20 protein-coding genes are annotated in these 24,771 nt (G+C 30.7%); 11 read left to right on the plus strand and 9 right to left on the minus strand.

Annotation, left to right across the window (positions count from 1 at the left end; translation table 11 throughout):
• Positions 1–11: 11 nt before the first annotated feature.
• The 5 genes from ACFQZW_RS02680 to ACFQZW_RS02700 form a co-directional block, all read right to left on the minus strand.
• A complete protein-coding gene (locus ACFQZW_RS02680; protein ID WP_298264537.1) occupies positions 12–1,169 on the minus strand; it encodes an acyl-CoA dehydrogenase family protein in 1,158 nt (385 codons plus the stop codon).
• A gap of 37 nt (positions 1,170–1,206) precedes the next feature.
• Positions 1,207–2,070: a ComEA family DNA-binding protein gene (locus tag ACFQZW_RS02685; protein ID WP_386781430.1), complete on the minus strand. Its 864-nt coding sequence runs from the start codon at positions 2,068–2,070 to the stop codon at positions 1,207–1,209.
• 5 nt (positions 2,071–2,075) lie between these two features.
• Positions 2,076–3,680, minus strand: coding sequence for an alanine/glycine:cation symporter family protein (locus tag ACFQZW_RS02690; protein ID WP_298264534.1), 1,605 nt, complete (start codon positions 3,678–3,680; stop codon positions 2,076–2,078).
• Between the two features lie 109 nt (positions 3,681–3,789).
• The gene (locus ACFQZW_RS02695; RefSeq protein WP_298285503.1) at positions 3,790–4,785 is read right to left on the minus strand and encodes a potassium channel family protein; all 996 of its coding nucleotides are present in this window, start codon (positions 4,783–4,785) and stop codon (positions 3,790–3,792) included.
• Positions 4,786–4,788: 3 nt separating this feature from the next.
• A complete protein-coding gene (locus ACFQZW_RS02700) occupies positions 4,789–5,016 on the minus strand; it encodes a PspC domain-containing protein (protein ID WP_298264531.1) in 228 nt (75 codons plus the stop codon).
• A gap of 103 nt (positions 5,017–5,119) precedes the next feature.
• On the opposite strand from ACFQZW_RS02700, the gene uvrA reads away from it, so the two are divergent.
• From uvrA to ACFQZW_RS02745, 9 genes are all read left to right on the plus strand, one after another.
• Positions 5,120–7,945 carry an excinuclease ABC subunit UvrA gene (uvrA, locus tag ACFQZW_RS02705; RefSeq protein WP_372800486.1) on the plus strand — a complete coding sequence of 942 codons (2,826 nt, stop codon included), beginning with the start codon at positions 5,120–5,122 and terminating at the stop codon, positions 7,943–7,945.
• 60 nt (positions 7,946–8,005) lie between these two features.
• A complete protein-coding gene (locus ACFQZW_RS02710; RefSeq protein WP_298264529.1) occupies positions 8,006–8,716 on the plus strand; it encodes an LOG family protein in 711 nt (236 codons plus the stop codon).
• 13 nt (positions 8,717–8,729) lie between these two features.
• Positions 8,730–11,534, plus strand: a complete 2,805-nt coding sequence (locus ACFQZW_RS02715; protein WP_372800488.1) for an aminopeptidase — start codon at positions 8,730–8,732, stop codon at positions 11,532–11,534.
• A 157-nt stretch (positions 11,535–11,691) separates the two neighbouring features.
• The gene (locus ACFQZW_RS02720; RefSeq protein WP_386781431.1) at positions 11,692–14,142 is read left to right on the plus strand and encodes an alpha-ketoacid dehydrogenase subunit alpha/beta; all 2,451 of its coding nucleotides are present in this window, start codon (positions 11,692–11,694) and stop codon (positions 14,140–14,142) included.
• 212 nt (positions 14,143–14,354) lie between these two features.
• Positions 14,355–14,585 carry a 4Fe-4S binding protein gene (locus ACFQZW_RS02725; protein ID WP_298264524.1) on the plus strand — a complete coding sequence of 77 codons (231 nt, stop codon included), beginning with the start codon at positions 14,355–14,357 and terminating at the stop codon, positions 14,583–14,585.
• 18 nt (positions 14,586–14,603) lie between these two features.
• The gene (locus ACFQZW_RS02730) at positions 14,604–15,728 is read left to right on the plus strand and encodes a 3-methyl-2-oxobutanoate dehydrogenase subunit VorB (protein ID WP_298264523.1); all 1,125 of its coding nucleotides are present in this window, start codon (positions 14,604–14,606) and stop codon (positions 15,726–15,728) included.
• Entirely contained in the window at positions 15,682–16,455 is a 774-nt protein-coding gene (locus tag ACFQZW_RS02735; RefSeq protein ID WP_298264522.1) for a thiamine pyrophosphate-dependent enzyme, read from the plus strand. Before ACFQZW_RS02730 ends, ACFQZW_RS02735 begins: the two co-directional genes overlap by 47 nt.
• A 6-nt stretch (positions 16,456–16,461) precedes the next feature.
• The gene (locus ACFQZW_RS02740; RefSeq protein ID WP_298264521.1) at positions 16,462–17,028 is read left to right on the plus strand and encodes a 2-oxoacid:acceptor oxidoreductase family protein; all 567 of its coding nucleotides are present in this window, start codon (positions 16,462–16,464) and stop codon (positions 17,026–17,028) included.
• A gap of 79 nt (positions 17,029–17,107) precedes the next feature.
• Positions 17,108–18,010, plus strand: coding sequence for a TIGR01777 family oxidoreductase (locus ACFQZW_RS02745; RefSeq protein WP_386781432.1), 903 nt, complete (start codon positions 17,108–17,110; stop codon positions 18,008–18,010).
• 10 nt (positions 18,011–18,020) lie between these two features.
• Here ACFQZW_RS02745 and ACFQZW_RS02750 read toward each other — a convergent pair whose 3' ends face one another.
• The 3 genes from ACFQZW_RS02750 to dnaK all read right to left on the minus strand — a co-directional run bounded on the left by ACFQZW_RS02750 (position 18,021) and on the right by dnaK (position 22,351).
• Positions 18,021–18,971, minus strand: coding sequence for an NAD(P)H-dependent flavin oxidoreductase (locus ACFQZW_RS02750; RefSeq protein WP_298264519.1), 951 nt, complete (start codon positions 18,969–18,971; stop codon positions 18,021–18,023).
• Positions 18,972–19,055: 84 nt separating this feature from the next.
• A complete protein-coding gene (locus tag ACFQZW_RS02755) occupies positions 19,056–20,333 on the minus strand; it encodes an NAD(P)/FAD-dependent oxidoreductase (RefSeq protein ID WP_298264518.1) in 1,278 nt (425 codons plus the stop codon).
• 107 nt (positions 20,334–20,440) lie between these two features.
• Positions 20,441–22,351, minus strand: a complete 1,911-nt coding sequence (gene dnaK, locus ACFQZW_RS02760; RefSeq protein WP_298285520.1) for a molecular chaperone DnaK — start codon at positions 22,349–22,351, stop codon at positions 20,441–20,443.
• A 221-nt stretch (positions 22,352–22,572) separates the two neighbouring features.
• On the opposite strand from dnaK, the gene ACFQZW_RS02765 reads away from it, so the two are divergent.
• Positions 22,573–23,997, plus strand: coding sequence for an L-serine ammonia-lyase (locus tag ACFQZW_RS02765; RefSeq protein ID WP_298264516.1), 1,425 nt, complete (start codon positions 22,573–22,575; stop codon positions 23,995–23,997).
• 78 nt (positions 23,998–24,075) lie between these two features.
• Entirely contained in the window at positions 24,076–24,411 is a 336-nt protein-coding gene (locus ACFQZW_RS02770; protein ID WP_298264515.1) for a DUF2853 family protein, read from the plus strand.
• Positions 24,412–24,482: 71 nt separating this feature from the next.
• On the opposite strand, the gene ACFQZW_RS02775 is transcribed toward ACFQZW_RS02770, so the two are convergent.
• Positions 24,483–24,770 carry a hypothetical protein gene (locus ACFQZW_RS02775; protein WP_298264514.1) on the minus strand — a complete coding sequence of 96 codons (288 nt, stop codon included), beginning with the start codon at positions 24,768–24,770 and terminating at the stop codon, positions 24,483–24,485.
• Position 24,771 lies beyond the last annotated feature (1 nt).

Consider the following 24,771-nt stretch of genomic DNA (forward strand, 5'->3'; position numbering starts at 1 on the left):
ATTTATTTTATTTAAGCTAATGGTTTGTATTCTTTTTTATCAATAATAATTTTAGCTATAATTTCGCGTAAAATTTCAGAAGTACCTCCTCCAATTGGTCCTAATCTACTATCTCTTAAAAGTCTTGCCATTGGATACTCTTCCATATATCCGTAACCTCCAAGTAGCTGCAAACAGTTATAAATTACTTCATCAGCAATTTTTGTAGATATTAGTTTAGACATACTCGCCTCCTTGACAACATATTGTCCCTTATTTAACCTTCTAACAACAGAATAATTAAACTCTTTACACATTTCAATTTCACTAGCCATATCTGCCACTTTATGTCGTAACGCTTGAAATTTATCAATTGTTTTTCCAAACGCCATTCTTTCAGACATATAATTTAGCGCATAATTTAATGCGTATTCTGCTCTTGCATGTGCATTTACTCCCATAATAACTCTTTCAGAAGCAAAGTGCTGCATAATATATCCAAACCCTTTCCCTTCTTCACCCAACATATTTTCTTTAGGGACTTTTACATTATCAAAAGCTATTTCTGCTGTATCAGATGCTTTCCACCCTAATTTGACTAGCGGAGTAGCCGAAAGACCAATAGATTGGCGATCAACTACAAAAATACTCATGCCTTTATTTCCTAGTTTAGGACTTGTTTTTGCAGCAACAACTAAATAATCTGAATAAACCCCATTGGTAATAAATGTTTTTGATCCATTTAAAATATAAGTATCTCCTTTTTTAGTCGCTGTAGTTCTCATAGCTGCTACATCTGAACCTCCAAAAGGTTCAGAAATACACAAACAACCTACTTTATCGCCTTGTATACTAGGTGCTAAATATTTTTCTTTTATTTTTTGACTTCCTTCAGCATTTAAATGCGTCATTGCCAAATAAACATGCGCCCACATAGCAGCAGCAACCCCTCCTGAATTTACTTTTTGTAATTCTTCTAAAAAAACTACCATATAAAATAGATCTAGATTTAGTCCTCCAAATTCTTCAGGATAACTCAACCCAAAATACCCCATTTCACCAAATTTTTTAAAAACCGTTTTATCTATAAAACCGTCTTTTTCCCATCTATCAACATTTGGTACTACTTCTTTTTGTAAAAAATCTCGAAAACTTTGTCGAAATACTTCGTGTTCTTCTGTAAAATACATATTTTGAGTTTCAGGCTTACCGAATTATTATAAAAATTTATTTAGCGTCCAAATATAAGGCTATTCTACTAAATTTTTCTAAAGGAAAACCATCTATTTTTTTCAACTCTTCAATAGACTGTATTTCAGCAACTTCATCTCTATAATTAAAAATCTTTTTAGTAAGCTCATAATCTAAGTATACAATTGCTAAAACTTCTTTAAACGTGGCTTGATTGATGTTAATTTTTTGAATGATTGGTTTTTCTCTAATTTCAAAATAATCAAAAATTTTACCAACCAATAACGAATCTAAATTCCACACTTCATATACTTGTTCATTCATTGAAAAACCTTTTAATTTAGTCCTATAACTAACTATTCGATTTGCAATTTTATCGCCAACTCCATAAATTATTTTAAAATCAGATACACTTGCTGTATTGATATTTTGCTTTTGAATTGGCTTTGATGTTACTTTAGTTGAATTTGTTTGTTGATTAGTTGTTACCCAACTTGGAAATTTAAAAAATGGACTTATATTTTTAAGCAAACTATCTGAAACTCCTGTTACTTTTTGAAACTCACCAGCTGAATTTACAAACTTCCCTTCAGCCCTAAATTTGAGCAGCTTATCAATTTCTTCAACACTCATCCCTAACTGATAGCCTTTAAAATCAGTTATATAATTGGGATTGAATGGATATATTTTAGGTTCTTTCTTTTTTACTTGAATTAATTTTAAAGAATCCAATTCTCTTTGAAAATTTTGAACTTTATGTTCCGAAAAATCAATTTTATTTGTTGAAGAAAAATCAACAAAAAAATAAATGAGTTGCAATAAAACGATCATAGTTAATAAAAAGAAAACCCCATTTCTTTGGCGTTTATTATACCAGAAATGGGATTTAAATATTTTCATAAAGCTTATTTAATAAAGGTTAATTTTATTTTAAGCGCCTTTAAATATTTGATTAATTCTTTTCTAACTATTGGGAATAAGAATAGTAATCCTATCATATTTGGAAACACCAACGCTAAAATCATTGCATCGGAAAAAGCAAATACCGCTTGCATAGATGCAGCAGCACCTATAATAATAAAGGCAATAAATAACAATTTATAGGTCATATCTGCTGTTTTACTTTTTCCAAATAAAAATTTCCATGATTGCAAGCCGTAATATGACCAAGAAATCATTGTTGAAATAGCGAAAAGAACAACTGCTAAAGTTAACACATATGGAAACCATGGGATTACCGATTTAAATGCCATAGATGTTAAATTAACACCTCCAACAGAAACTCCATCAATAATTACATTCCCTGTTCCATCACCTCCATATACAAATAAGCCATCACTATTATAAAAAATAATAACTAAGGCTGTCATAGTACAAATTACAACTGTATCAATAAATGGTTCTAATAAGGAAACAATCCCTTCAGATGCTGGATATTTAGTTTTTACAGCTGAATGTGCAATTGCTGCAGATCCAGCACCAGCTTCATTAGAAAATACAGCTCTTCTAAAACCTGTGATTAACACTCCAAAAAAGCCACCTAAACCAGCACTTGGACTAAAAGCTTCTCTAAAAATTAGGGCTATGGCATCATCAATATAACTTGCGTGAGCAAACATTACTATTAAGCAAGCTAAAATATAAATTACCGCCATAAAAGGTACAATTTTTTCTGTAACAGAAGCTATTCTTTTGATTCCTCCAATAATCACAAATCCAACAACAATAGCAATCAACACACCAATTAAAGTTCCTGTGTACCCACCTTGCATTCCTAACATTGCAGATAATTGTTCTGCAGCTTGGTTGGCTTGTACAGCATTTCCTCCACCAAACGAAGCTCCCACACATAATATAGCAAATAAAACAGCCAATACTTTTCCAAAATTTTTAAACCCTCTCTCACTCATTCCTTTTGAAAGATAGTACATTGGCCCACCATAAACTGTTCCATCTGGACCAACATCTCTATATTTCACACCTAAAGTACATTCAACAAATTTGGTTGACATACTTAATAAGCCGGCAACAATCATCCAGAATGTAGCTCCAGGACCTCCAATTGAAATTGCTAAAGCTACCCCAGCAATATTACCTAACCCTACTGTACCCGAAACAGCTGTAGCCAAAGCTTGAAAATGACTCACTTCACCTTCCTTACTTTCATCTCTTATTGTATCTGGAATATCACCATCTACAATATTAATTTCAGCTTTTTCTACACCATGACCCTCAACTTCATCATATTTGCCCCTAACTACATTAATAGCTAAAGGAAATCTTCTAAGATTGATAAATCTAAAATAAATGGTAAAAAACAAAGCTCCTACAACAAGTAAAATAACAACTAAAGGAACTCCAGTACCAGGAACTACCCAAAACACTATTCCTTCCCATTTAGCAGTTATTGGTTCAAACCAATCGTTAATTTTTTCATCAATACCTTTTTCTTGAGCTTTAGTAATAAATGGCACTACTAAGAGTAGTAGTGATAGAAGTTTTTTGTTCATAATTACTGGTTAGTTTATAAAAGTGGATGCAATATGGCAAAAAAATGAGCTTACTACAAATTTTTAACAATAAACTTGTAAAGTTATCATTAACTAATAATCATGAAAATTATAAAATTTGACGAAGTTTCTGAATTTGATTTGGCCTGCCTAAAACAATCAGGTTAGAATTTTGTTTTAATATAGTTTCAGCTTCAGGATTTATAATATATTCATTATCAGCTGTTTTAAAACCTATTACATTACAACCTGTTTTTTTTCTTAAATCTAAATCTAAAATAGTTTTATTCAAATATTTTGATGGCAAGTCATTTATTGATATTTCTTCTAAATTAGCAGACTCATCATCTAAAAGTGTTAAACGATCCACAAATTCAACTAAATCTGGAGTAACCACCAAAGAGGCCATATGCATGCCCCCAATTTTATCTGGCATAATAATATTTGTTGCACCTGCAATTAATAGTTTTTTATAAGATGATTCGTTTGAAGCTCTACTTATTATGGTTAAATCTTTGTTTAATTGCCTTGCTGATAAAACTACAAACAAATTATCAGCATCAGATGGCAAGGCTGTTATTAAACTTTTAGCGTTTTGAATTGAAGCTTTCTGTAAAGCTTCATCATCGGTCGCATCACCTTCAATAAATAATATATTATCACGTTCTAACTCTTCTATAAGTTCTTTATCTTTTTCAATAACAACGCAAGGCATTTTAAAATTTTTCAATTTTATGGTTGCTTGCTTCCCATTTCTACCATAACCACATACAACGGTATGATTTTTTAAATTATCAATTTTTTGTTGCACTTTTTTATATTTTAAACGTTGAAGAATTTTTCCATTCGCTAAATATTCAGTCAAAGCCGAAACCGCATATCCATAAACAACAATACTAATTAAAATTAAAAATATAGTAAATATTTTTTCTGTATTATTTAAAGGATGTACTTCACCAAAACCTACCGTTGTCATTGTAATTATGGTCATATACAACGAGTTGATAAAAGTATCGTTTGAAATTAACATATAACCTAACACCCCAATTGACATTACAATTAGTAACAATGATATTGAAATGTATAGTTTTGTTTTTTTCAACATATATTACAAATCAAAAACAGATTTTCGCTTAGTATAAATCATATCTTTTAAGCGTAATAAAAACGCTAGTGTTAAATAAATTCCGAAAGAAAATCCAAGGGTAACAAAAGAAATATAAATAAAAAACAAGCGCACATAAGAAACATTAATACCCAATCTATCCGCAAATCTCGAAGAAACTGCGAATCCATGTTTTTCAAAAAAATGTCTTATAGAATCAATCCACTTCAAAGGCTACAAATTTGAACGCAATATACTAATTTTCAAAATAAGAAATGAGTGTTAACTAAATTTTAGCTTCATTTTTTCTACCTTTGCAACTTTCCAAAAAATTATGAAAAAAAACGATGAGTATATTGAAATTCTAGGAGCAAGAGTTCATAATTTAAAAAATATTGACGTTCGTATTCCTAGAGAAAAACTAGTTGTTATTACTGGTTTAAGTGGTAGCGGAAAATCTTCATTAGCCTTTGATACTATTTATGCAGAAGGACAGCGAAGATATATTGAAACATTTTCAGCATATGCTCGACAATTTTTAGGAGGCTTAGAACGACCTGATGTTGATAAAATTGATGGACTTTCTCCAGTGATTTCTATTGAGCAAAAAACCACCAATAAAAGTCCACGTTCAACAGTTGGAACCATAACAGAAATATATGATTTCTTAAGATTGTTATACGCTCGTGCAGCTGATGCCTATTCTTACAACACCAATAAAAAAATGGTAAGCTATAGCAATGAACAGATAAAAGAACTTATTTTAAAAGAGTTTGATGGTAAAAAAATTGTAATTCTAGCTCCTATTATAAAATCTAGGAAAGGTCATTACAGAGAGCTTTTTGAACAAATTGCCAAACAAGGTTTTTTACGTGTGAGAGTTGATGGTGAGATAAAAGAAATTGAAAAAGGAATGCGTCTTGACCGTTATAAAACTCATGATATTGAAATTGTAATAGACCGATTATTAGTAAATTCATCTTCCTTAAAAAGACTGGAAGAAACTATTACCACCGCCCTATACTCTGGCGAAAATGTTTTAATGGTTTTGGAGCATAACACCAATACGCCTCGATATTTTAGTAGAGAATTAATGTGTCCAGATACCGGTATATCTTACCCAAACCCTGAACCAAATTCATTTTCTTTTAATTCACCTAAAGGAGCTTGTACAACCTGTAATGGATTAGGTAGAATTCATAAAGTTAATATTAAAAAAATAATTCCTAATCCTGAAATTTCAATTAAAAAAGGAGGAATTGCTCCTCTTGGTGAACAAAAAAATAGTTGGATTTTTAAACAATTACACTTAATTGCAGAACGCTATAAATTTCAATTAACAGATCCTATTTCAAAAATACCTAAAGAAGCTTTGGCTATTATTTTAAATGGCGGAAACGAAAAATTTGAAATTGCTTCAAAAACTATGGGGATAACTCGCACTTATGAAATTGATTTTGAAGGTATTACAAATTTTATTCAAAATCAATATTCAAATAGCGAATCTACTTCAATAAAAAGATGGGCGAATGATTTTATGGATGATGTTGTTTGCGACACTTGTTATGGAAATCGTTTAAAAAAAGAAGCTCTATATTTTAAAATCAATAAAAAAAATATTTCTGAACTTGCTCAGTTTGATATTACAGAACTCGCTAATTGGTTTTCTAAAATTGAAGAAAAACTATCTAAAAAACAACTTAAAATAGCTTCAGAAATTATTAAAGAAATTAGCACACGAATTCAATTTTTATTGGATGTTGGTTTAGATTATTTAACGTTGGACAGAAGTTCAAAATCGCTTTCTGGAGGAGAAGCTCAACGAATTAGATTAGCCACTCAAATAGGCTCTCAATTAGTAGGAGTACTTTATATTTTAGATGAGCCTAGTATTGGTTTACATCAAAGAGATAATGAAAAATTAATAAAATCGCTATTAAATCTTAGAGATGTTGGAAACTCTGTTATTGTTGTTGAACACGATAAAGATATGATTGAACATGCTGATTTTGTACTTGATATTGGTCCAGGAGCTGGAAAACACGGAGGTGAAATTGTTAGCGAAGGAAGTTTTGAAGAATTAAAAACACATCACACGCTTACATCAGATTATTTGAATGGAAGCAAAAAAATTGAAATCCCTAAAAAAAGAAGAAAAGGAAATGGGAAAACAATTAAACTTAGCGGGGCTACAGGCAATAATTTAAAAAATATTACCGTAGAATTTCCTTTAGGAAAACTTATTTGTGTTACGGGGGTTTCAGGAAGTGGAAAATCTACTTTAATTAATGAAACCTTATACCCTATCTTAAACCATCATATTTATAGAGGTGTAAAAAAACCAATGCCTTACCAATCAATCAAAGGTTTGGAGCATGTTGATAAAGTAATTGATATAGACCAATCTCCTATTGGTAGAACACCTCGATCAAATCCAGCAACTTATACAGGAGTTTTTAGCGAAATACGAAATTTATATGCAAAAACTAATGAGGCTACCATAAGAGGTTATAAGCCTGGAAGGTTTTCATTCAATGTTAAAGGAGGAAGGTGTGAAACATGTCAAGGTGGAGGCGTAAGAGTTATTGAAATGAATTTTTTACCTGATGTTCATGTAGAATGTGAAACCTGTCAAGGAAAAAGATTTAATAGAGAAACCCTTGAAATTCGCTACAAAGGAAAATCAATTTCAGACGTTTTAAACATGACTATTGAAGAAGCTGTTGATTTTTTCCAACACATCCCTAAAATTTACAGAAAACTAAAAACAATAAACAACGTTGGTTTAGGTTATATAACTTTAGGACAGCAATCAACTACCCTTTCTGGTGGAGAAGCTCAACGTATAAAATTAGCTGCAGAATTATCTAAAAGAGATACTGGAAATACTTTTTACATCCTTGATGAACCAACTACTGGCCTGCATTTTGAAGACATTAGAGTATTAATGGAAGTTTTAAATAAATTAGCAAATAAAGGAAATACCATTTTAGTAATTGAGCATAATTTAGATGTGATAAAACTTGCCGACCATATTATTGACATTGGAATGGAAGGTGGAAAAAAAGGTGGCGAGTTAATTTGTTTTGGAACACCAGAAGAAGTTAGTTTGAATAAATTTAGTTATACCGCCAAATTCTTAAAAAAAGAATTAAATTAGTCGCCAATACTTTTTTATAATTCCAAAAATCATTTTATTTATAAAGAAAATTAAGAGAATATGACTCCTAACGAAGATAGAAAAATACGAGAAAAATTTAAACAAAAAACTTGGAATGAAATTAAAACCAACGATTCTTGGGCTATTTTTAAAATTATGGCAGAATTTGTTGAAGGTTTTGAACGTTTAAGTAAAATTGGACCTTGTGTAAGTATTTTTGGTTCAGCAAGAACCAAACAAGATCATCATTATTATAAACTAGCAGAAAATATAGCTTACAAATTAACAAAGCACGGTTATGGAGTAGTTACTGGTGGAGGGCCTGGAATTATGGAAGCTGGTAACAGAGGGGCAAACAGAGGAAAAGGAACCTCTGTTGGATTAAATATTGAACTCCCTTTTGAACAACATGACAACCCCTATATTGATGCTGATAAAAGTTTAGATTTTGATTACTTTTTTGTTAGAAAAGTAATGTTTGTAAAATACTCACAAGGGTTTGTAGTTATGCCTGGCGGCTTTGGAACTATGGACGAATTATTTGAGGCAATCACACTTATTCAAACCAAAAAAATAGGAAAATTTCCAATAATTTTAGTTGGAAGAAAGTTTTGGGCTGGTTTATTTGATTGGATAAAAAACACTTTAATTGATGAAGGGAATATTAGCCCTAAAGATTTAGATTTAATTTCACTTGTAGATACTGAAGAAGAAGTATTAGAAGTTATTGATACATTCTATAAAAAATATAGTTTAAGTCCTAACTTTTAAAAACCTCCCTCTTTTGAAAAAGCAATTATTTTTAATTTTATGTTTGGTTTGTTTGAATACTTTGTATTCTCAAACTAATACTATAAAAATAAATGCCATTTTCAACCCTTATGATAAAGAACTTAGAATTCAACAAAGCATAACGTATTACAATAACTCTGGTGAAATTTTAAATGAAATATATCTTCATAATTGGCCAAATGCTTATAAAGATAAAAATACACCCTTAGCAAAACGATTTATTGAAAACTATTCTAAATCATTTCATTTCGCTAATGAAAAACATCGAGGGCATACCAATATTAAAAGTATTTCTGTTGATTATGAATTGAGCAATTGGGAAACATCAGAAAATCAACCTGATATTATTAAAATTAGCTTAAAAGAACCTCTTCATTTAAACGGATCGGTAAAAATTAACGCAACTTACACGGTAAAAATACCCAAAGATAAATTTACAAATTATGGTGTAGATATATATACTTATAATTTGCGCTACTGGTATTTAGCACCTGCAATTTATAACAATGGATGGAAAACTTACAGTAATTTGGATATGGATGATTTGTATATTGATTATTCCAATTACGAAATTGATTTATTAACTCCTTTTGATTTTGTAGTTAATACTGATTTAGAAACCACACTAAGCGTTAAAAAAAATATTAATGTTTATAAATTAACTGGAAAACACAAGTTAGATGTGGAATTAAATATCAGTTCTCAAAATGACTTCATTCAGTTCAATACCAGTCCTGTTTCAATTATTACAAATTTAAATTCTGAAAAATTAAACAATACTGTTCAAACAGATATATTAAATAGAGAACTCGCTTTTATCGAATCTTATTTAGGTAAGTTTCCGCATCAAAAATTGCTTGTCAATAAAATTGAATACGATAAAAACCCTGTGTATGGATTTAACCAATTACCTTCCTTTTTAGCTCCTTATGCAGATAATTTTGAGTGGGACATCAAACTCTTCAAAGTAATATCTAAAAAATACATTGATCAACTTTTTTTATTTAACATGAGAGAAGATGCCTGGTTAGCTGATGGACTACAAACTTATTTAATGCTCAAATATGTTGAAAAATATTACCCAGAAATAAAAGCTATAGGAACTGTTTCTAAAATTTGGGGCATAAGAAATTTTAACTTAGCTAAAATTTCATTTAATCAAAAATACCCTTTTGTTTATCAATTTGCTGCTCGAAAAAACTTAGATCAAGCATTAACAACTCAAGCAGATTCATTATCAAACTTTAACAGAAAAATAGTAAATAAATATAAAGCTGGACTAGGCTTACAATATTTAGAAAATTTTGTTGGAGATTCAATAATTACAAATGCCATAAAAAATTACTCCAAAAAATATACTGGAAAAATGACAACAAGTCTATTGTTTTTTAACGAAATTAATACCGAAAAAAATATTGACTGGTTTAAAAATGATTATATAAAAACCAATAAAAAAGTTGACTATACTATTCAAAAAGTGAAAGAGAAAAACGATTCGCTTGAAATTACTATTTTTAACAAACGAAATTTTACCACACCTATTCAGCTTTATGGGATTAAAGATGATGAAATAAAGTATAAAAAATGGTTAATTGATATTGACTCAATAAAAAAAATAACCATTCCAAAAGATGGTTTTAATCGTATTTCATTAAATTATGAATCACTTTTACCTGAATATAATTTAAGAAATAACTGGAAAAATATTGACAAAAAAATATTTAACAGACCTCTTCAATTAAAATTTTTAAAAGATATTGAAAACCCTTATTATAATCAGTTTTTTTACACCCCAGTTGCAAGGTATAATTATTATGACGGATTAGTATTAGGGCTTGCCATATCTAATAAAACACTTTTACGAAAAAGTTTTAATTACAAAGTAACCCCTTCATATAGTACCAAAAGTAATTCATTTTCAGGCTCCTTTGCTTTTCAATATGAATACTTGCCAGAAAATAAAAAAATTGAAAAATTTTCTGCAGGTATAACTGGAGTTAGCTATCACTACGCTGAAAATTTAACCTATAATACTTTAACAAACTATGCATTATTAGAGTTTAAAAGAAAAAATTTAAGAGATGTTGAAAGCAAAGTTTTAGGAGCTTCATATACAGTTATAGACAGGGAAAAAACACCTACTTTAGATCAACATCCCGAAACCAATAAATACAATGTATTTAATTTTGGTTTTGGATATTCCAAACCAGGTATTATAAATGATGTTCGCTTTTCAACAAATATGCAAGTAGCTAATAAATTTAGCAAAGTATCACTTACAGGTCAATACAGAGTCTTGACGGATGCTAATAGACAGTTTGATTTCAGATTTTTTGCTGGCGCATTTTTAACAAATAAAACAGAAACTAACTTTTTTGATTTTGCTTTAGATAGACCAACAGATTATTTATTTCAATACGATTATTTAGGTAGATCTGAAACCACAGGTATTCTTAGTCAGCAAATAATTATTAATGAAGGAGGATTTAAATCTAAACTCCCAGTTGCATATGCAAACCAATGGTTAAGCACTATAAACACTAGCGTAGGATTATGGAGATGGCTTGAGGTTTATAACGATATAGGTTTTGTAAAAAACAAAGGGAAAAGTGCTTATTTTGCTTATGAGAATGGAATACGTCTTAATTTTGTACCCGATATTTTAGAAGTTTATTTTCCTTTCTATTCCAATTTAGGGTGGGAAATTACCGACCCTAGCTATAGCTCTAAAATTAGATTTGTTTTAGTAATTAAACCTAAAAAAATATACAATTTTATTAGAAGAGGTTTCTACTAACTTTTAAAATAATCTTTTATTTTTTTAAAAGTCATTAAACATATCTTAATTTTTATGATATATTCTCAATATTTTTTAAGATATTTCAACTGATTGAAGTTATTTTTAAATATCATTTAAAATCATTAACTTTGCAAAACTAAAAAAATCATAATATATGACTGTAAAATCTTCATCTACAAGCCATCAACAATTATCTTTTTCAGAATTTAAAAAAGAAGTACTTCAAGACTACAAAATAGCAGTAATAAGCAGAGAATGTAGTTATTTAGGACGTAGAGAAGTTTTAACTGGAAAGGCAAAATTTGGGATTTTTGGTGATGGTAAAGAAGTTCCTCAATTAGCTATGGCAAAAGCTTTTAAAAAAGGTGATTTTAGATCGGGATATTACAGAGATCAAACATTTATGATGGCTATTGGCGAATTAACACCTCAACAATTTTTTGCAGGGTTATATGCAAATCCAAGTATTAATGAAGATCCTATGTCGGGTGGACGCCAAATGGGAGGACATTTTGCAACTCATAGCTTAGATGAACAAGGACAATTTAAAAATTTAACAGAACAATACAATTCGAGTAGTGATATTTCACCAACAGCAGGTCAAATGCCTAGAATGTTAGGAATTGCTCAGGCTTCAAAAATGTTCCGTAACCTTCCTGAATTAAAAAATTCAAAATTTTCCAATAATGGAAATGAAGTTTCTTGGGGAACTATTGGTAATGCAAGTACTTCTGAAGGTGTGTTTTTTGAAACCATTAATGCAGCAGGTGTTTTACAAGTTCCTATGATTATTAGTGTTTGGGATGACGATTATGGAATTTCTGTGCCTGCAAAATTTCAAACCACCAAAGAAAGTATCTCTGAAATCTTAAAAGGGTTTCAAAGAGATGAAAATACTGATGGATATGAAATTATTGTAGTGAAAGGCTGGGAGTATCCACAATTAGTAGAGGTTTATTCAAAAGCATCTAAAATTGCTCGTGAAGAACACGTTCCAGTATTAATTCATGTAAAAGATTTAACACAACCACAAGGACATTCCACCTCTGGGTCACATGAACGTTATAAATCTAAAGAACGATTGATTTGGGAAAAACAACATGATTGTATTTCTAAAATGCGTGACTGGATTATTGAATTTGAACTTACTGATGAAAATGATAACGTATTAAAATTTGTAGATTCTGAGGAAGCTTTAATTCGAATTGAAAAAGATGCAAAAAAAGAAGTTAATCAAGCTAAAAGAGAAGCGTGGAATAACTTCTTAAACCCAATAAAACAACAACGAAGTATTTTAGCCCAACTATTAGAAAATCTAGCCTCAAAAAGTAATAATAAATCCTTTATTTCAAAACTTAAAAACGACTTAACTGCTATCAGTGATCCTTCAAGAAAAGATCTTTTATCAACGGCAAGAAATGCTATTATTTACGTTAGAAATGAAAGCTCTTCTGAAAAAAAACAACTGCAAAACTGGATTACTAATTATTTTGAAACAGAGCAACCAAGATTTAGTTCTCATTTAAATAGCACTACCGATAAAAATGTATTTCATGTAAAAGAAGTATTACCTACTTATAATGAGAACCCTGAATTAGTTGATGGAAGAATTATTATAAAAGATAATTTTGATTGTATTTTTTCTAAATATAATGATGTGTTTATTTTTGGTGAAGATTCAGGTAATATTGGTGATGTAAATCAAGGTTTGGTTGGACTTCAAGAAAAATATGGAAAATTAAGAGTTTCAGACACTGGAATTAGAGAAGCTACAATTATTGGACAAGGAATTGGAATGGCAATGAGAGGTCTTCGACCAATTGCCGAAATTCAATATTTAGATTATCTACTTTATGGCTTACAAATTATGAGTGATGATTTGGCTACCCTACACTATAGAACAGCAGGTAAACAAAAAGCTCCTTTAATTGTTAGAACTAGAGGGCATAGACTAGAAGGTATTTGGCACTCTGGATCTCCAATGGGCGCTATTGTACATTTATTAAGAGGAATGAATATTTTAGTTCCAAGAAATATGACTAAAGCTGCTGGTTTTTACAACACCTTATTAGAATGTGACGAACCTGCTCTTATTGTTGAAAACCTAAATGGATACCGTTTAAAAGAAAAATTACCAAACAACTTTGGAGAGTTTAAAACTCCTATCGGCATTGTTGAAACCATTAAAGAAGGAAAAGATATTACCGTACTTTCTTATGGTTCAACTTTAAAAATTGTGGAAGATGTAGTAAGTAAATTAAATCAGGTTGATATTGATATCGAAATAATTGATGCACAAAGTTTACTACCTTTTGACATTAAACAAGAGGTTGTAAAAAGCATCCAAAAAACCAATAGAATTATAATTATTGATGAAGATGTTCCTGGTGGAGCTTCAGCCTATTTACTTAACGAAATTTTAGAAAAACAAGATGCGTATAAATATTTAGATAGCAAGCCAGTAACTTTAAGCGCTAAAGAACACAGAGCAGCGTATGGTACAGATGGGGATTATTTTTCTAAACCAAATGCTGAAGATATTTTTGAAGCTATTTACCAAATAATGCACGAAGCTAACCCTTCAAAATATAACAAACTTTATTAATGTAATAATTGTTACATAAAAACTTAAAATTTTAAAAAGCACCTTGTAGGTGCTTTTTTTATTGAAAAAACATTGAAATTAATACAAAATAATTTTCAAAAAAAGATGACAATTATCACAGATTGACATTTATCATACTTTATACAATAAAATAGCTATATCTTTGAGAATACCTAAATAAGAAGTTACTAATCACTAATAAAATTATTAAAATGGCAAAAGTTAAAGGTGCAATTGTAGTTGACACTCAAGCATGCAAGGGCTGTGAAGTTTGCGTCCCTGTTTGTCCTGAAGACGTTATTGGAATGACTACAGACGTTAACAGAAAAGGCTATCATTACGCATATATGAAAAACCCAGAAGCTTGTACTGGATGTACAAACTGTGGTATAGTATGCCCTGATAGAGCTATTTCAGTGTATAGAGTAAAAGTTTCAGCATAATTTAATAAATCTATTAAAATGTCAGAATTAAAATTAATGAAAGGAAACGAAGCGTTAGCTGAGGCTGCTATTAGAGCAGGTGTTGATGCTTACTTCGGTTATCCTATTACACCACAATCAGAAGTAATTGAGTATTTAATGACGGAACGTCCTGAAGAAAGAACAGGAATGGTTGTGTTACAAGCAGAAAGTGAAATTGCTGCAATAAATATGGTATATGGTGCTGCAAGTACTGGAAAAAAAGTAATGACCTCATCATCAAGCCCAGGTATTTCACTAAAATTAGAAGGAATCTCCTACTTAGCTGGAGCTGAATTACCAGCAGTTATTGTAAATGTTGTTAGAGGTGGGCCTGGCTTAGGAACCATTCAACCCTCACAAGCAGACTATTTTCAATCTGTAAAAGGTGGTGGTCATGGAGATTATAAGCTTTATGTTTTAGCTCCTGCATCTGTTCAAGAAATGTCAGATTTTATAGAAGATGCTTTTGATATAGCATTTAAATATAGAGCTCCTGTATTAATTCTTTCAGATGGGTTAATTGGCCAAATGATGGAAAAAGTTCAGTTAAAAGACCAAAAAGAAAGAATTAGCAACGAAGAGTTAATCAAAAGACATGATAGCTGGGCGGTAACTGGTAAAACTAACAGAGAACGAAATATTATTACATCTCTTGATCTTCAATCTGAAAAAATGGAAGCTAGAGTTCATAGGTTAATGAAAAAATATGAACAAATGGAAAAAGAAGATCTTCGATTTGAAAAAATCAACTGTGATGATGCAGAATACTTAATTGTCGCTTATGGATCAAGTGCACGTATTGCACAAAAAGCAGTTGAATTAGCAAGAGAAAAAGGAATAAAAGCTGGTTTACTTAGACCAATTACTTTATTTCCATACCCAAAACAAGAACTATTTAAATTAGCTGACCAAGTAAAAGGAATTTTAAGTGTAGAACTAAATGCAGGGCAAATGGTGGAAGATGTTAAACTTTCAGTAGAACATAAAGTACCTGTTGAACACTTTGGAAGAACTGGCGGTATTATCCATACACCAGAAGAAATTTTAGAAGCCTTAGAACAAAAAATTATAAACCATGAACGTATTAGATATAGTAAAACCAGAGAATCAAGTATTCTGTAAAACAAAATTAATGACGGACACTACCCTTTCGTATTGTCCAGGATGTGGTCATGGAACCGCTCATAATTTAACCATGGAAGTTATTGATGAAATGGGAATTTCTGAAGATACTATTGGTGTTGCACCTGTTGGTTGTTCTGTTTTGGCTTATGATTTTATGAATATTGACATGACACAAGCCGCTCACGGAAGAGCACCAGCTGTAGCCACAGCTATTGCTAGAACTTGGCCAGAAAAGTATGTTTTTACATACCAAGGTGATGGAGATTTAGCAGCTATTGGTACCGCAGAAACTATTCATGCGTGTAATAGAGGCGAAAATATAGTAATCATTTTTGTAAATAATGGTATTTATGGAATGACTGGAGGACAAATGGCTCCAACTACATTAGAAGGCATGAAATCATCAACTTCTCCTTATGGTAGAGAAATTGCCTCTATGGGATCTCCTTTAAAAATGACTGAATTAGTTGCTAATTTGCCTGGTGTATATTATGTTACTCGCCAATCAGTTCATACTCACAAACACGCACGTAAAGCTAAAAAAGCTATTAAAAATGCTTTTGAAAATACTAGATTAAAAAAAGGACTATCTTTTATTGAAATAGTTTCAAATTGTAATTCAGGATGGAAAATGACTCCAAATGAATCTAATATTTGGATGGAAGAAAATATGTTCCCTTACTTCCCATTAGGAGATATTAAAGTTAATGGAAAATTAAAATAACAAATTATGACAGAAGAAATTATTATAGCAGGTTTTGGAGGGCAAGGAGTCCTTTCTATGGGAAAAATTTTAGCATACTCTGGCATAATGCAAAATCAAGAAGTTAGCTGGATGCCATCATATGGACCAGAAATGCGTGGAGGAACTGCAAACGTTACAGTGATATTAAGTGACGATAGAATTAGCTCTCCATATTTAAAGATTTTTGATACGGCTATTATTTTAAACCAACAATCTATGGATAAATTTGAAGAGAGTGTAAAACCTGGTGGAGTTTTAATTTACGACCCTAATGGAATTTCTCATCATCCAACCAGAACAGACATTAATATTTACCAAATTGAAGGTACCAAGTTAGCTGCCGAAATGGGAAATAAAAAAATATTCAACATGGTAATTTTAGGTGGATTTTTAAAAGTAAAACCTATTGTTCAATTAGAAAATGTAATTGAAGGTTTAAAAAAATCATTATCTGAACGCTACCATCACTTAATTCCTTTAAATACAGAGGCTATATCGACAGGAATGAATAAGATCACCCCATTTAAAGTTGAAAAACAAGTTTTTTCATAAATTAGTTTTTAGTTGTTCAATTTTTTTTTGAATTCGGTTATTTTGTAATATATTCAACTACAAAATAACCGAATTTTTTATGGCCTCAATATTGGTAACAGGTGGAACTGGATTAATTGGAAAACACCTCATAACTTTATTAAAGAAAAAAGGACATCATGTATCCATTTTAAGCAGAAATAATTCTAACAAAGAAAACATATTTCAGTGGAATATTGAAGAAAAATATATAGATGAGGAAGCAATTAAAAATGCTGATTATATTGTTCATTTAGCTGGTGCAGGTATCGCAGACAAACGATGGACGAAGAAAAGAAAAGAAATTATCATTAATAGTCGAGTTTTTTCAACTCATTTATTATTTCAAAAAGTTAAAGAGTTAAATCCAAACCTAAAAGGTTTTATTGCAGCATCTGGTGTGGGGTTTTATGGTGCAACCACTTCAACTAATATTTATACTGAAAATGACGTCGCTGGAAATGATTTTTTAAGTAAAACTTGTTCTCTTTGGGAAGAATCTTCTTTACATTTTAATTCTCTCAACATTAGAACTGTAATTTTTAGAACAGGAATTGTTTTAAGCAAAAAAAAAGGAGCTCTAGAAAAAATTGTTAAACCAATTAAAATGGGTTTTGGTGCTATACTAGGAAATGGCAAACAATACGTTCCTTGGATTCATATTACTGATTTATGTAATATGTATATAGCTGCTATTGAAAACGAAAAATATCAAGGAATTTATAACGCAGTTACTCCTGAACATACTACGCATCAAAACTTAACCAAACAAATTGCTTTAATTTTTCAAAAACCATTATGGTTACCAAATATACCAAAGCTATTTTTAAAAATAATTTTAGGAAAAATGGCTGTTATTATTTTAGAAGGAAGTAGAGTTTCCTCTCAAAAAATAACAGATATAGGATTTAAATTTAGTTTTCCTTCTTTAGAAAATGCACTGAATGATTTATTAAAAAAATAGCATACTAGAGCTATTCAATAAGCTGTTGTATGATTTTTGAAACAGGCAAAATTTCTTTGGTATGCTCAATACTAGGTCCTGCTACCCACACCGTTTTATAAGTAGCTTTTTTAGCTGCTTTTTCTGTTGCCTTCATTCCAATTGAAAAACGAATCATTTTAACCCATTTTTTCAATTTTTTATTTTTATTTAAAATGCGTTCAATCCAAGTTTGTTTCGTTCCAATTTTTTGAACATAAGGCGTGTTAATTACGGTGCAAGGCGTTCCTGAAATACGTTCAGTCATTACTATATCATTTGCTCCATACTTTACACAAGCTTGTTTATATTCTTCAGTTACATTAGCCTCTTCAGAAGCTATAAATGGACTTCCTACCGAAACTCCTTCCGCTCCTAAAATTAGCATTTTATCTATATCTTTTTTACATCCAACTCCTCCAGCAGAAATAACAGGAATGGCACAGTTTTTAACTAATTCAGAAATCAAAACTTCAGGAGAATGATTTCCTCTATGCCCTCCAGCCAAATTATTTACAGCAATTAAAGCATCTGCTCCTAAACCTTCAACCTTTTTAGCAAAATTTAAATCAGTTACATCACAAAACACTTTGATATTTTTTTTGTGAGCTCTTTTAATGCTCTCTTCTGGACTTCCTAATGAGGTAATAATAAAATCTACCCCTTCTTCACAAATAATTTGCAACTGGTCTTTGTATTTTATATTGGATTTGTTAACAATTAAATTAAATCCAAAGGCACCACCTTCAATTTTAGCCGCCTTTAATTCTTTAATGGCTGCGCGTAATTCATCTAAAGTTCTATAATTTAAAGCAGGGATACAGCCAGCTATACCATTTTTCATAGCTTCAATAACCATTGCAGTATTAGACACCAAAAACATAGGCGCTTGAATAATTGGATGCTTAATATTTAAAAGCTGAGTTAATTTAGTTACTGCCATAATAGAGTTTTAGCCAAATATAGAAAATTACTATGTATGCATAATAATTTCACTAAAAAAATTAAATGATATATAATATATATTTTAGGGTTTCTTTTTAAAAGGTCTAATTATCAATCTAGTTTCTCTATCAAACCGAATGTAATTATATACCCAGTTTAAAAAAACAACAGCTCTATTTCTAAAACCAATGAGTGAAAACAAGTGCACAAACATCCACACAAACCAGGCAAAAACTCCTTGAAACCTTATTTTTTTTAAATCAACTACGGCTTTATTTCTTCCAATGGTTGCCATAGCTCCTTTGTCTTTATATATAAAGGGTTTTAAAGGTTTATTAGTTATTTCTGCTATCATATTATATGCTAAATGTTTTCCTTGTTGTATGGCTGGTTGTGCCATCATTGGATGCCCTTTTGGATACTGATTAGTACTCATACATGCAACATCGCCAATAGCAAAAACATTCTTATACCCTTTTACTTTATTAAATTCATCTACTTTAATACGCTCTGCTCTTTCAATAATACATTCATTTTGTAAACCATTTACAGTTGCTCCTTTAACTCCAGCAGCCCAAATAACCGTCGCTGCTTCAAAATTTAAATCAGTATTTGTATCAACTTTATAACCATCATAATCTACTACATGAACATTTTTATAAATATTTACCCCTAAATGAATTAAAAAGTCTTCGGCTTTTTCCGAAGCAATTTCACTCATAGTATTTAACAAGCGATTCCCTCCTTGTACAATATTAATTTGCATTTGTCTGATATCTAAATCTGGGTAATCTTTAGGTAAAATTCCTTTCTTCATTTCTGCTAAAGCACCAGCTAACTCAACTCCAGTAGGGCCTCCTCCAACAATTACAAAATTCATTAAAGCATTACGTTCTTCAAGATTTGAGGTGAGTAAGGCGTCTTCAAAATTTTCGAGTATTAAACTTCTTAAATTTAAAGATTGTGGGACACTTTTCATAGCCATACTAAATTTCTCAATTTTAGTATTTCCAAAATAATTTGTTTTAGAACCTGTTGCTATTACTAAGTAATCGTATTTTAATTTACCAATGTTGGTTATTATTTTTCTTTTATTAGTATCTATCTCTGAAACTTCAGCTAATCTAAAATAAAAATTAGGGATATCTTTAATTACTTTACGTATTGGAAAAGCAATAGAATCAGGTTCTAAGCCTCCAGTGGCAACTTGATATAATAAAGGTTGAAATGTATGGTAATTATTTTTATCGATTAAAACGACTTGAAGTTCTTGGTTTTTTAAATTTTTTGCAAGCATAATTCCTGCAAAACCTCCTCCGACAATTACAACTCTGGGGAAACTAGTTTTAGGTATATTCATAACTTTTAGTTCGTAGTTATCAAATTTACAAATTATGAATTACACTAAACAAAAAAACGCTTTCAAAAATCGAAAGCGTTTTCTTAAGTATGTTAACGAATAACTAATTAGTCTTCTTTTACTTCTTCAAAGTCAACATCTTCTACATTATCTCCCTCATTTTTTGGTTGTGCATTACCTGCATCACCAGTTGGTGCGCCTTGTGCTTGCGCCTCTTGTTGAGCTTTATACATTTCTTCACTTGCTACTTTCCAAGCTTCATTAATTTTTTCCATTGCAGCATCAATTTGTGCAAGGTCTTTAGTTTCATGAGCTTTCTTTAATTCAACTAAAGCAGCTTCAATAGGTTCTTTTTTATCTGCTGATAATTTATCACCAAATTCTTTTAATTGTTTTTCTGTTTGGAAAATCATCGAATCTGCGCCATTAATTTTTTCAGCAACTTCTTTTGCTTTTTTATCAGCGTCAGCATTTGCTTCTGCATCAGCTTTCATTTTCTTGATTTCCTCCTCAGTTAAACCAGAAGAAGCTTCAATTCTAATGTCTTGCGTTTTGTTGGTTGCTTTGTCTGTAGCAGTTACATGAATAATTCCATTAGCATCAATATCAAAAGTAACTTCAATTTGAGGAACTCCTCTTTGTGCTGGTGGAATTCCATCTAAATGGAAACGACCAATCGTTTTATTATCTGCAGCCATAGCACGTTCTCCTTGAAGCACATGGATTTCAACTGATGGTTGGTTGTCTGCAGCTGTTGAGAATACTTGTGATTTTTTAGTTGGAATAGTTGTATTAGCTTCAATTAACTTTGTCATTACATTTCCCATAGTTTCAATACCTAAAGAAAGTGGTGTAACGTCTAACAGCAATACATCTTTTACATCTCCAGTTAAAACTCCTCCTTGAATAGCTGCTCCAATAGCTACAACTTCATCTGGATTTACTCCTTTTGATGGCGCTTTTCCAAAGAATTTTTGAACAGCTTCTTGTACTGCTGGAATACGAGTTGATCCACCAACTAATATAATTTCATCAATATCACCTGTTGTTAAACCTGCGCTATCCAATGCTTTTTTACAAGGCTCAATTGTTCTACGAACTAAATCATCAATTAATTGTTCAAATTTAGATTTAGATAAAGTTCTAACCAAGTGTTTTGGACCTGTAGCAGTAGCCGTTACATATGGTAAATTAATTTCTGTTGATGCTGAAGATGATAATTCTATCTTCGCTTTTTCAGCAGCTTCTTTTAAACGTTGTAAAGCCATTGGGTCTTGACGTAAATCCATATTTTCATCAGCTTTAAACTCTTCAGCCAACCAATCAATGATTTTTTGATCAACATCATCTCCTCCTAAATGCGTATCTCCATCTGTTGATAATACTTCAAAAACACCATCTCCTAATTCTAAGATAGATACATCATGTGTACCACCACCAAAATCAAAAACTACAATTTTTTGGTCTTGTCCTTTTTTATCTAAACCATAAGCTAAAGCTGCAGCAGTTGGTTCATTTATAATACGACTTACTTTTAAACCTGCAATTTCACCAGCTTCTTTTGTTGCTTGACGTTGTGCATCGTTAAAATATGCTGGAACAGTAACCACTGCTTCTTTTACTTCTGTACCTAAATAATCTTCAGCAGTTTTCTTCATTTTTTGAAGAACCATTGCTGATATTTCTTGCGGTGTATATAATCTTCCATCAATATCTACACGTGGTGTATCATTATCTCCTTTAACTACTTTATATGGTACACGTTCTGCCTCCATTTGAGATTCAGAATATTTATTACCCATAAAACGTTTAATTGAATAAATGGTTTTTAGTGGGTTTGTAACTGCTTGTCTTTTAGCAGGATCTCCTACTTTACGTTCTCCTCCTTCAATAAATGCCACAATAGAAGGGGTAGTTCTTTTTCCTTCGGCATTAGGAATTACAACAGGCTCATTTCCTTCCATTACAGAAACACAAGAGTTGGTAGTTCCTAAATCTATTCCTATAATTTTACTCATAATTATATTTTTAAATAATTGTTTTAATTTTTTTAAACTTACAATAAGCAATAGACAATGACTGTGCCATTAAAACAAATATGTCAAGTTGTCATAATTTAAAGTCATAACCAAAAAAATTGACATTAAATCTTAGCATTCTTTAGAATAATTTCAAAACATTTTCAAAAATGCATTTAACAAAGCCTTATATTTACACAATTTTTAAAACGAAAAATTAAATGGAGTGTATTTCTATTTTTGATATGCTTAAAATTGGAATTGGTCCCTCAAGTTCACATACTTTAGGTCCATGGAGAGCTGCTGAAAGGTGGATAAATCATCTAAAAAAAGTTAATTTATTTGATAGCATAACTGCTGTTAAAGTTGATTTGTACGGATCTTTATCTTTAACAGGAAAAGGGCATGCTACAGATTTAGCTGTGATTTTAGGTTTATCTGGTTGCGATCCTGAGTATATTCCTACTGATGAAATACAACCTTTAATTTCTAAAATTAAGGAGGAACAAAAATTAAAATTTGGCAACAGTTTCAATATTCATTTTGAAGCAGCTTCTAACATTGTTTTTAATAAAGAATTTTTACCATTTCATGCAAATGGAATCAAATTTACTGGCTTTAGCCATGATAAAGAAATTTCAACAGACACCTATTATTCAATTGGAGGAGGTTTCATTGTTAGAGAAGAACTAATACATGCCAAAGAAAATATTGAAATCCACAAAACATTTCCTTATCCAATTCAAAAAGCAAAAGAGTTAGAAGAATACTGTAAACAAACCCAATTAAAAATTTCTGAAATTGTATTAGAAAATGAACGTTCTTTAAGAAGTGATGAAGAAATTGACTTTGAAATAAAAAGAGTTTGGAATACCATGCTTGAATGTATGTATATTGGATGTCATACTGAAGGAAAATTACCTGGAGGTTTAAATGTTAGAAGAAGAGCTTTTGATTTACATGAAAAATTAAAAGAAGAAAAAAAATATAATTCTCCCGAAGAATGGCTAGTTGCTATTAGAAATACCGAAGTTAAATTTCGTCAAATATTAAAATGGGTAAGTTGTTTTGCTTTAAGTGTTAATGAAGTTAACGCTTCATTAGGACGAGTTGTAACAGCACCAACAAATGGTAGTTCTGGAGTAATTCCTGCTGTTTTAATGTATTATATGGTAATTGAAAATCATGATGCAGATTTTAAGCAGATTAAACAATTTTTATTAGTGGCTGGAGAAATTGGAAGTTTATTTAAAAAAGGAGCAACCATATCTGCAGCTATGGGAGGATGTCAAGCAGAAATAGGGGTTTCATCAGCGATGGCAGCCGGAGCCTTAACTGAGTTGTTAGGCGGAACCCCTGAACAAGTTTTAATGGCAAGTGAAATAGCTATGGAACACCATTTAGGTTTAACCTGTGATCCTATTGGTGGTTTGGTACAAATACCTTGTATTGAACGAAATGCTATGGGAGCTATCAAAGCCATAAATGCTGCTGAACTGGCTTTAGAAAGCGATTACTTAAATGCAAAGGTTCCTTTAGATAAAGTAATTTCGAGTATGTGGGAAACTGCAAAAGACATGAATGTTAAGTATAAAGAAACCTCAGAAGGTGGTTTAGCCGTTAGTGTAAATATTTCAGATTGTTAAAATAATTACGAAATACCAATTTTATTTTTTTATATTTGAGTATCTATTTTTAATTAATAATAAAAAAATTCGTTACTCATGAGTAAATTTGATGAAAAAATAACACTTTATCAAAGTGAAATGAAAAAATTAGGTCTTAGTTTTGACGCTGATTTACTAACAAAAGTTACTAAAGGATTAGGTCCTTCAATCTACAAAGCTGATGCTGAAACTGTTTCTGGATCTGATGAAAAAGAACTTGAAACTGTAAAAAATAATTTTTTAATTAAAAAATTAGGTTTATCTGATGGTCCAAAATTAGATAGTGCCTTAGAATCTGTAATTGAAAAAGTAGGAAAATCTAACAGAAATAAATATAGAGCTATTGTTTATTATTTATTAGTAAAAGAATTAGGTCAAGAATCTAAGTATTAATTGCATACTTATTTCAAAAAATAAAAAGACCTGCATGAGCAGGTCTTTTTATTTTTTAAGGGCTAGAAATTTTAATCTTCGTCCATTTCATCTGGTAAATCTTCTACATCATTATCATAAACTTCATCAAAGTTATCTTCGTCAGCATCATAGTCTTCCATCGTCTCTTCCAACTTCAAACTAATTTTAACTAAATAAATAGTGTCTTCAGTTTTTACTTCTACAGCTCTCACTGTTTCATCTTTCGCATTTTTAAAAGTTATAATATCTCTATATCCATATCCATTTGGAAATTTTTCAACTAATAAATCTAAAATATCACTTGTTAGTTTGCTATAATCTACAATTACTCTTTTCATT

It is taken from the genome of Lutibacter aestuarii (assembly GCF_042676885.1).
Classification (GTDB): domain Bacteria; phylum Bacteroidota; class Bacteroidia; order Flavobacteriales; family Flavobacteriaceae; genus Lutibacter; species Lutibacter aestuarii.

Excerpts from the sequence above, each read along its gene's own strand:
- ACFQZW_RS02685 (WP_386781430.1), bottom strand. The coding sequence starts at position 2,070 with ATGAAAATATTTAAATCCCATTTCTGGTATAATAAACGCCAAAGAAAT.
- ACFQZW_RS02740 (WP_298264521.1), top strand. The coding sequence starts at position 16,462 with ATGACAGAAGAAATTATTATAGCAGGTTTTGGAGGGCAAGGAGTCCTT.
- ACFQZW_RS02745 (WP_386781432.1), top strand. The coding sequence starts at position 17,108 with ATGGCCTCAATATTGGTAACAGGTGGAACTGGATTAATTGGAAAACAC.
- uvrA (WP_372800486.1), top strand. The coding sequence starts at position 5,120 with ATGAAAAAAAACGATGAGTATATTGAAATTCTAGGAGCAAGAGTTCAT.
- ACFQZW_RS02730 (WP_298264523.1), top strand. The coding sequence starts at position 14,604 with ATGTCAGAATTAAAATTAATGAAAGGAAACGAAGCGTTAGCTGAGGCT.
- ACFQZW_RS02755 (WP_298264518.1), bottom strand. The coding sequence starts at position 20,333 with ATGAATATACCTAAAACTAGTTTCCCCAGAGTTGTAATTGTCGGAGGA.
- ACFQZW_RS02680 (WP_298264537.1), bottom strand. The coding sequence starts at position 1,169 with ATGTATTTTACAGAAGAACACGAAGTATTTCGACAAAGTTTTCGAGAT.
- ACFQZW_RS02770 (WP_298264515.1), top strand. The coding sequence starts at position 24,076 with ATGAGTAAATTTGATGAAAAAATAACACTTTATCAAAGTGAAATGAAA.
- ACFQZW_RS02750 (WP_298264519.1), bottom strand. The coding sequence starts at position 18,971 with ATGGCAGTAACTAAATTAACTCAGCTTTTAAATATTAAGCATCCAATT.
- ACFQZW_RS02710 (WP_298264529.1), top strand. The coding sequence starts at position 8,006 with ATGACTCCTAACGAAGATAGAAAAATACGAGAAAAATTTAAACAAAAA.
- ACFQZW_RS02775 (WP_298264514.1), bottom strand. The coding sequence starts at position 24,770 with ATGAAAAGAGTAATTGTAGATTATAGCAAACTAACAAGTGATATTTTA.
- ACFQZW_RS02765 (WP_298264516.1), top strand. The coding sequence starts at position 22,573 with ATGGAGTGTATTTCTATTTTTGATATGCTTAAAATTGGAATTGGTCCC.
- dnaK (WP_298285520.1), bottom strand. The coding sequence starts at position 22,351 with ATGAGTAAAATTATAGGAATAGATTTAGGAACTACCAACTCTTGTGTT.
- ACFQZW_RS02690 (WP_298264534.1), bottom strand. The coding sequence starts at position 3,680 with ATGAACAAAAAACTTCTATCACTACTACTCTTAGTAGTGCCATTTATT.
- ACFQZW_RS02720 (WP_386781431.1), top strand. The coding sequence starts at position 11,692 with ATGACTGTAAAATCTTCATCTACAAGCCATCAACAATTATCTTTTTCA.
- ACFQZW_RS02695 (WP_298285503.1), bottom strand. The coding sequence starts at position 4,785 with ATGTTGAAAAAAACAAAACTATACATTTCAATATCATTGTTACTAATT.
- ACFQZW_RS02725 (WP_298264524.1), top strand. The coding sequence starts at position 14,355 with ATGGCAAAAGTTAAAGGTGCAATTGTAGTTGACACTCAAGCATGCAAG.
- ACFQZW_RS02735 (WP_298264522.1), top strand. The coding sequence starts at position 15,682 with ATGAACGTATTAGATATAGTAAAACCAGAGAATCAAGTATTCTGTAAA.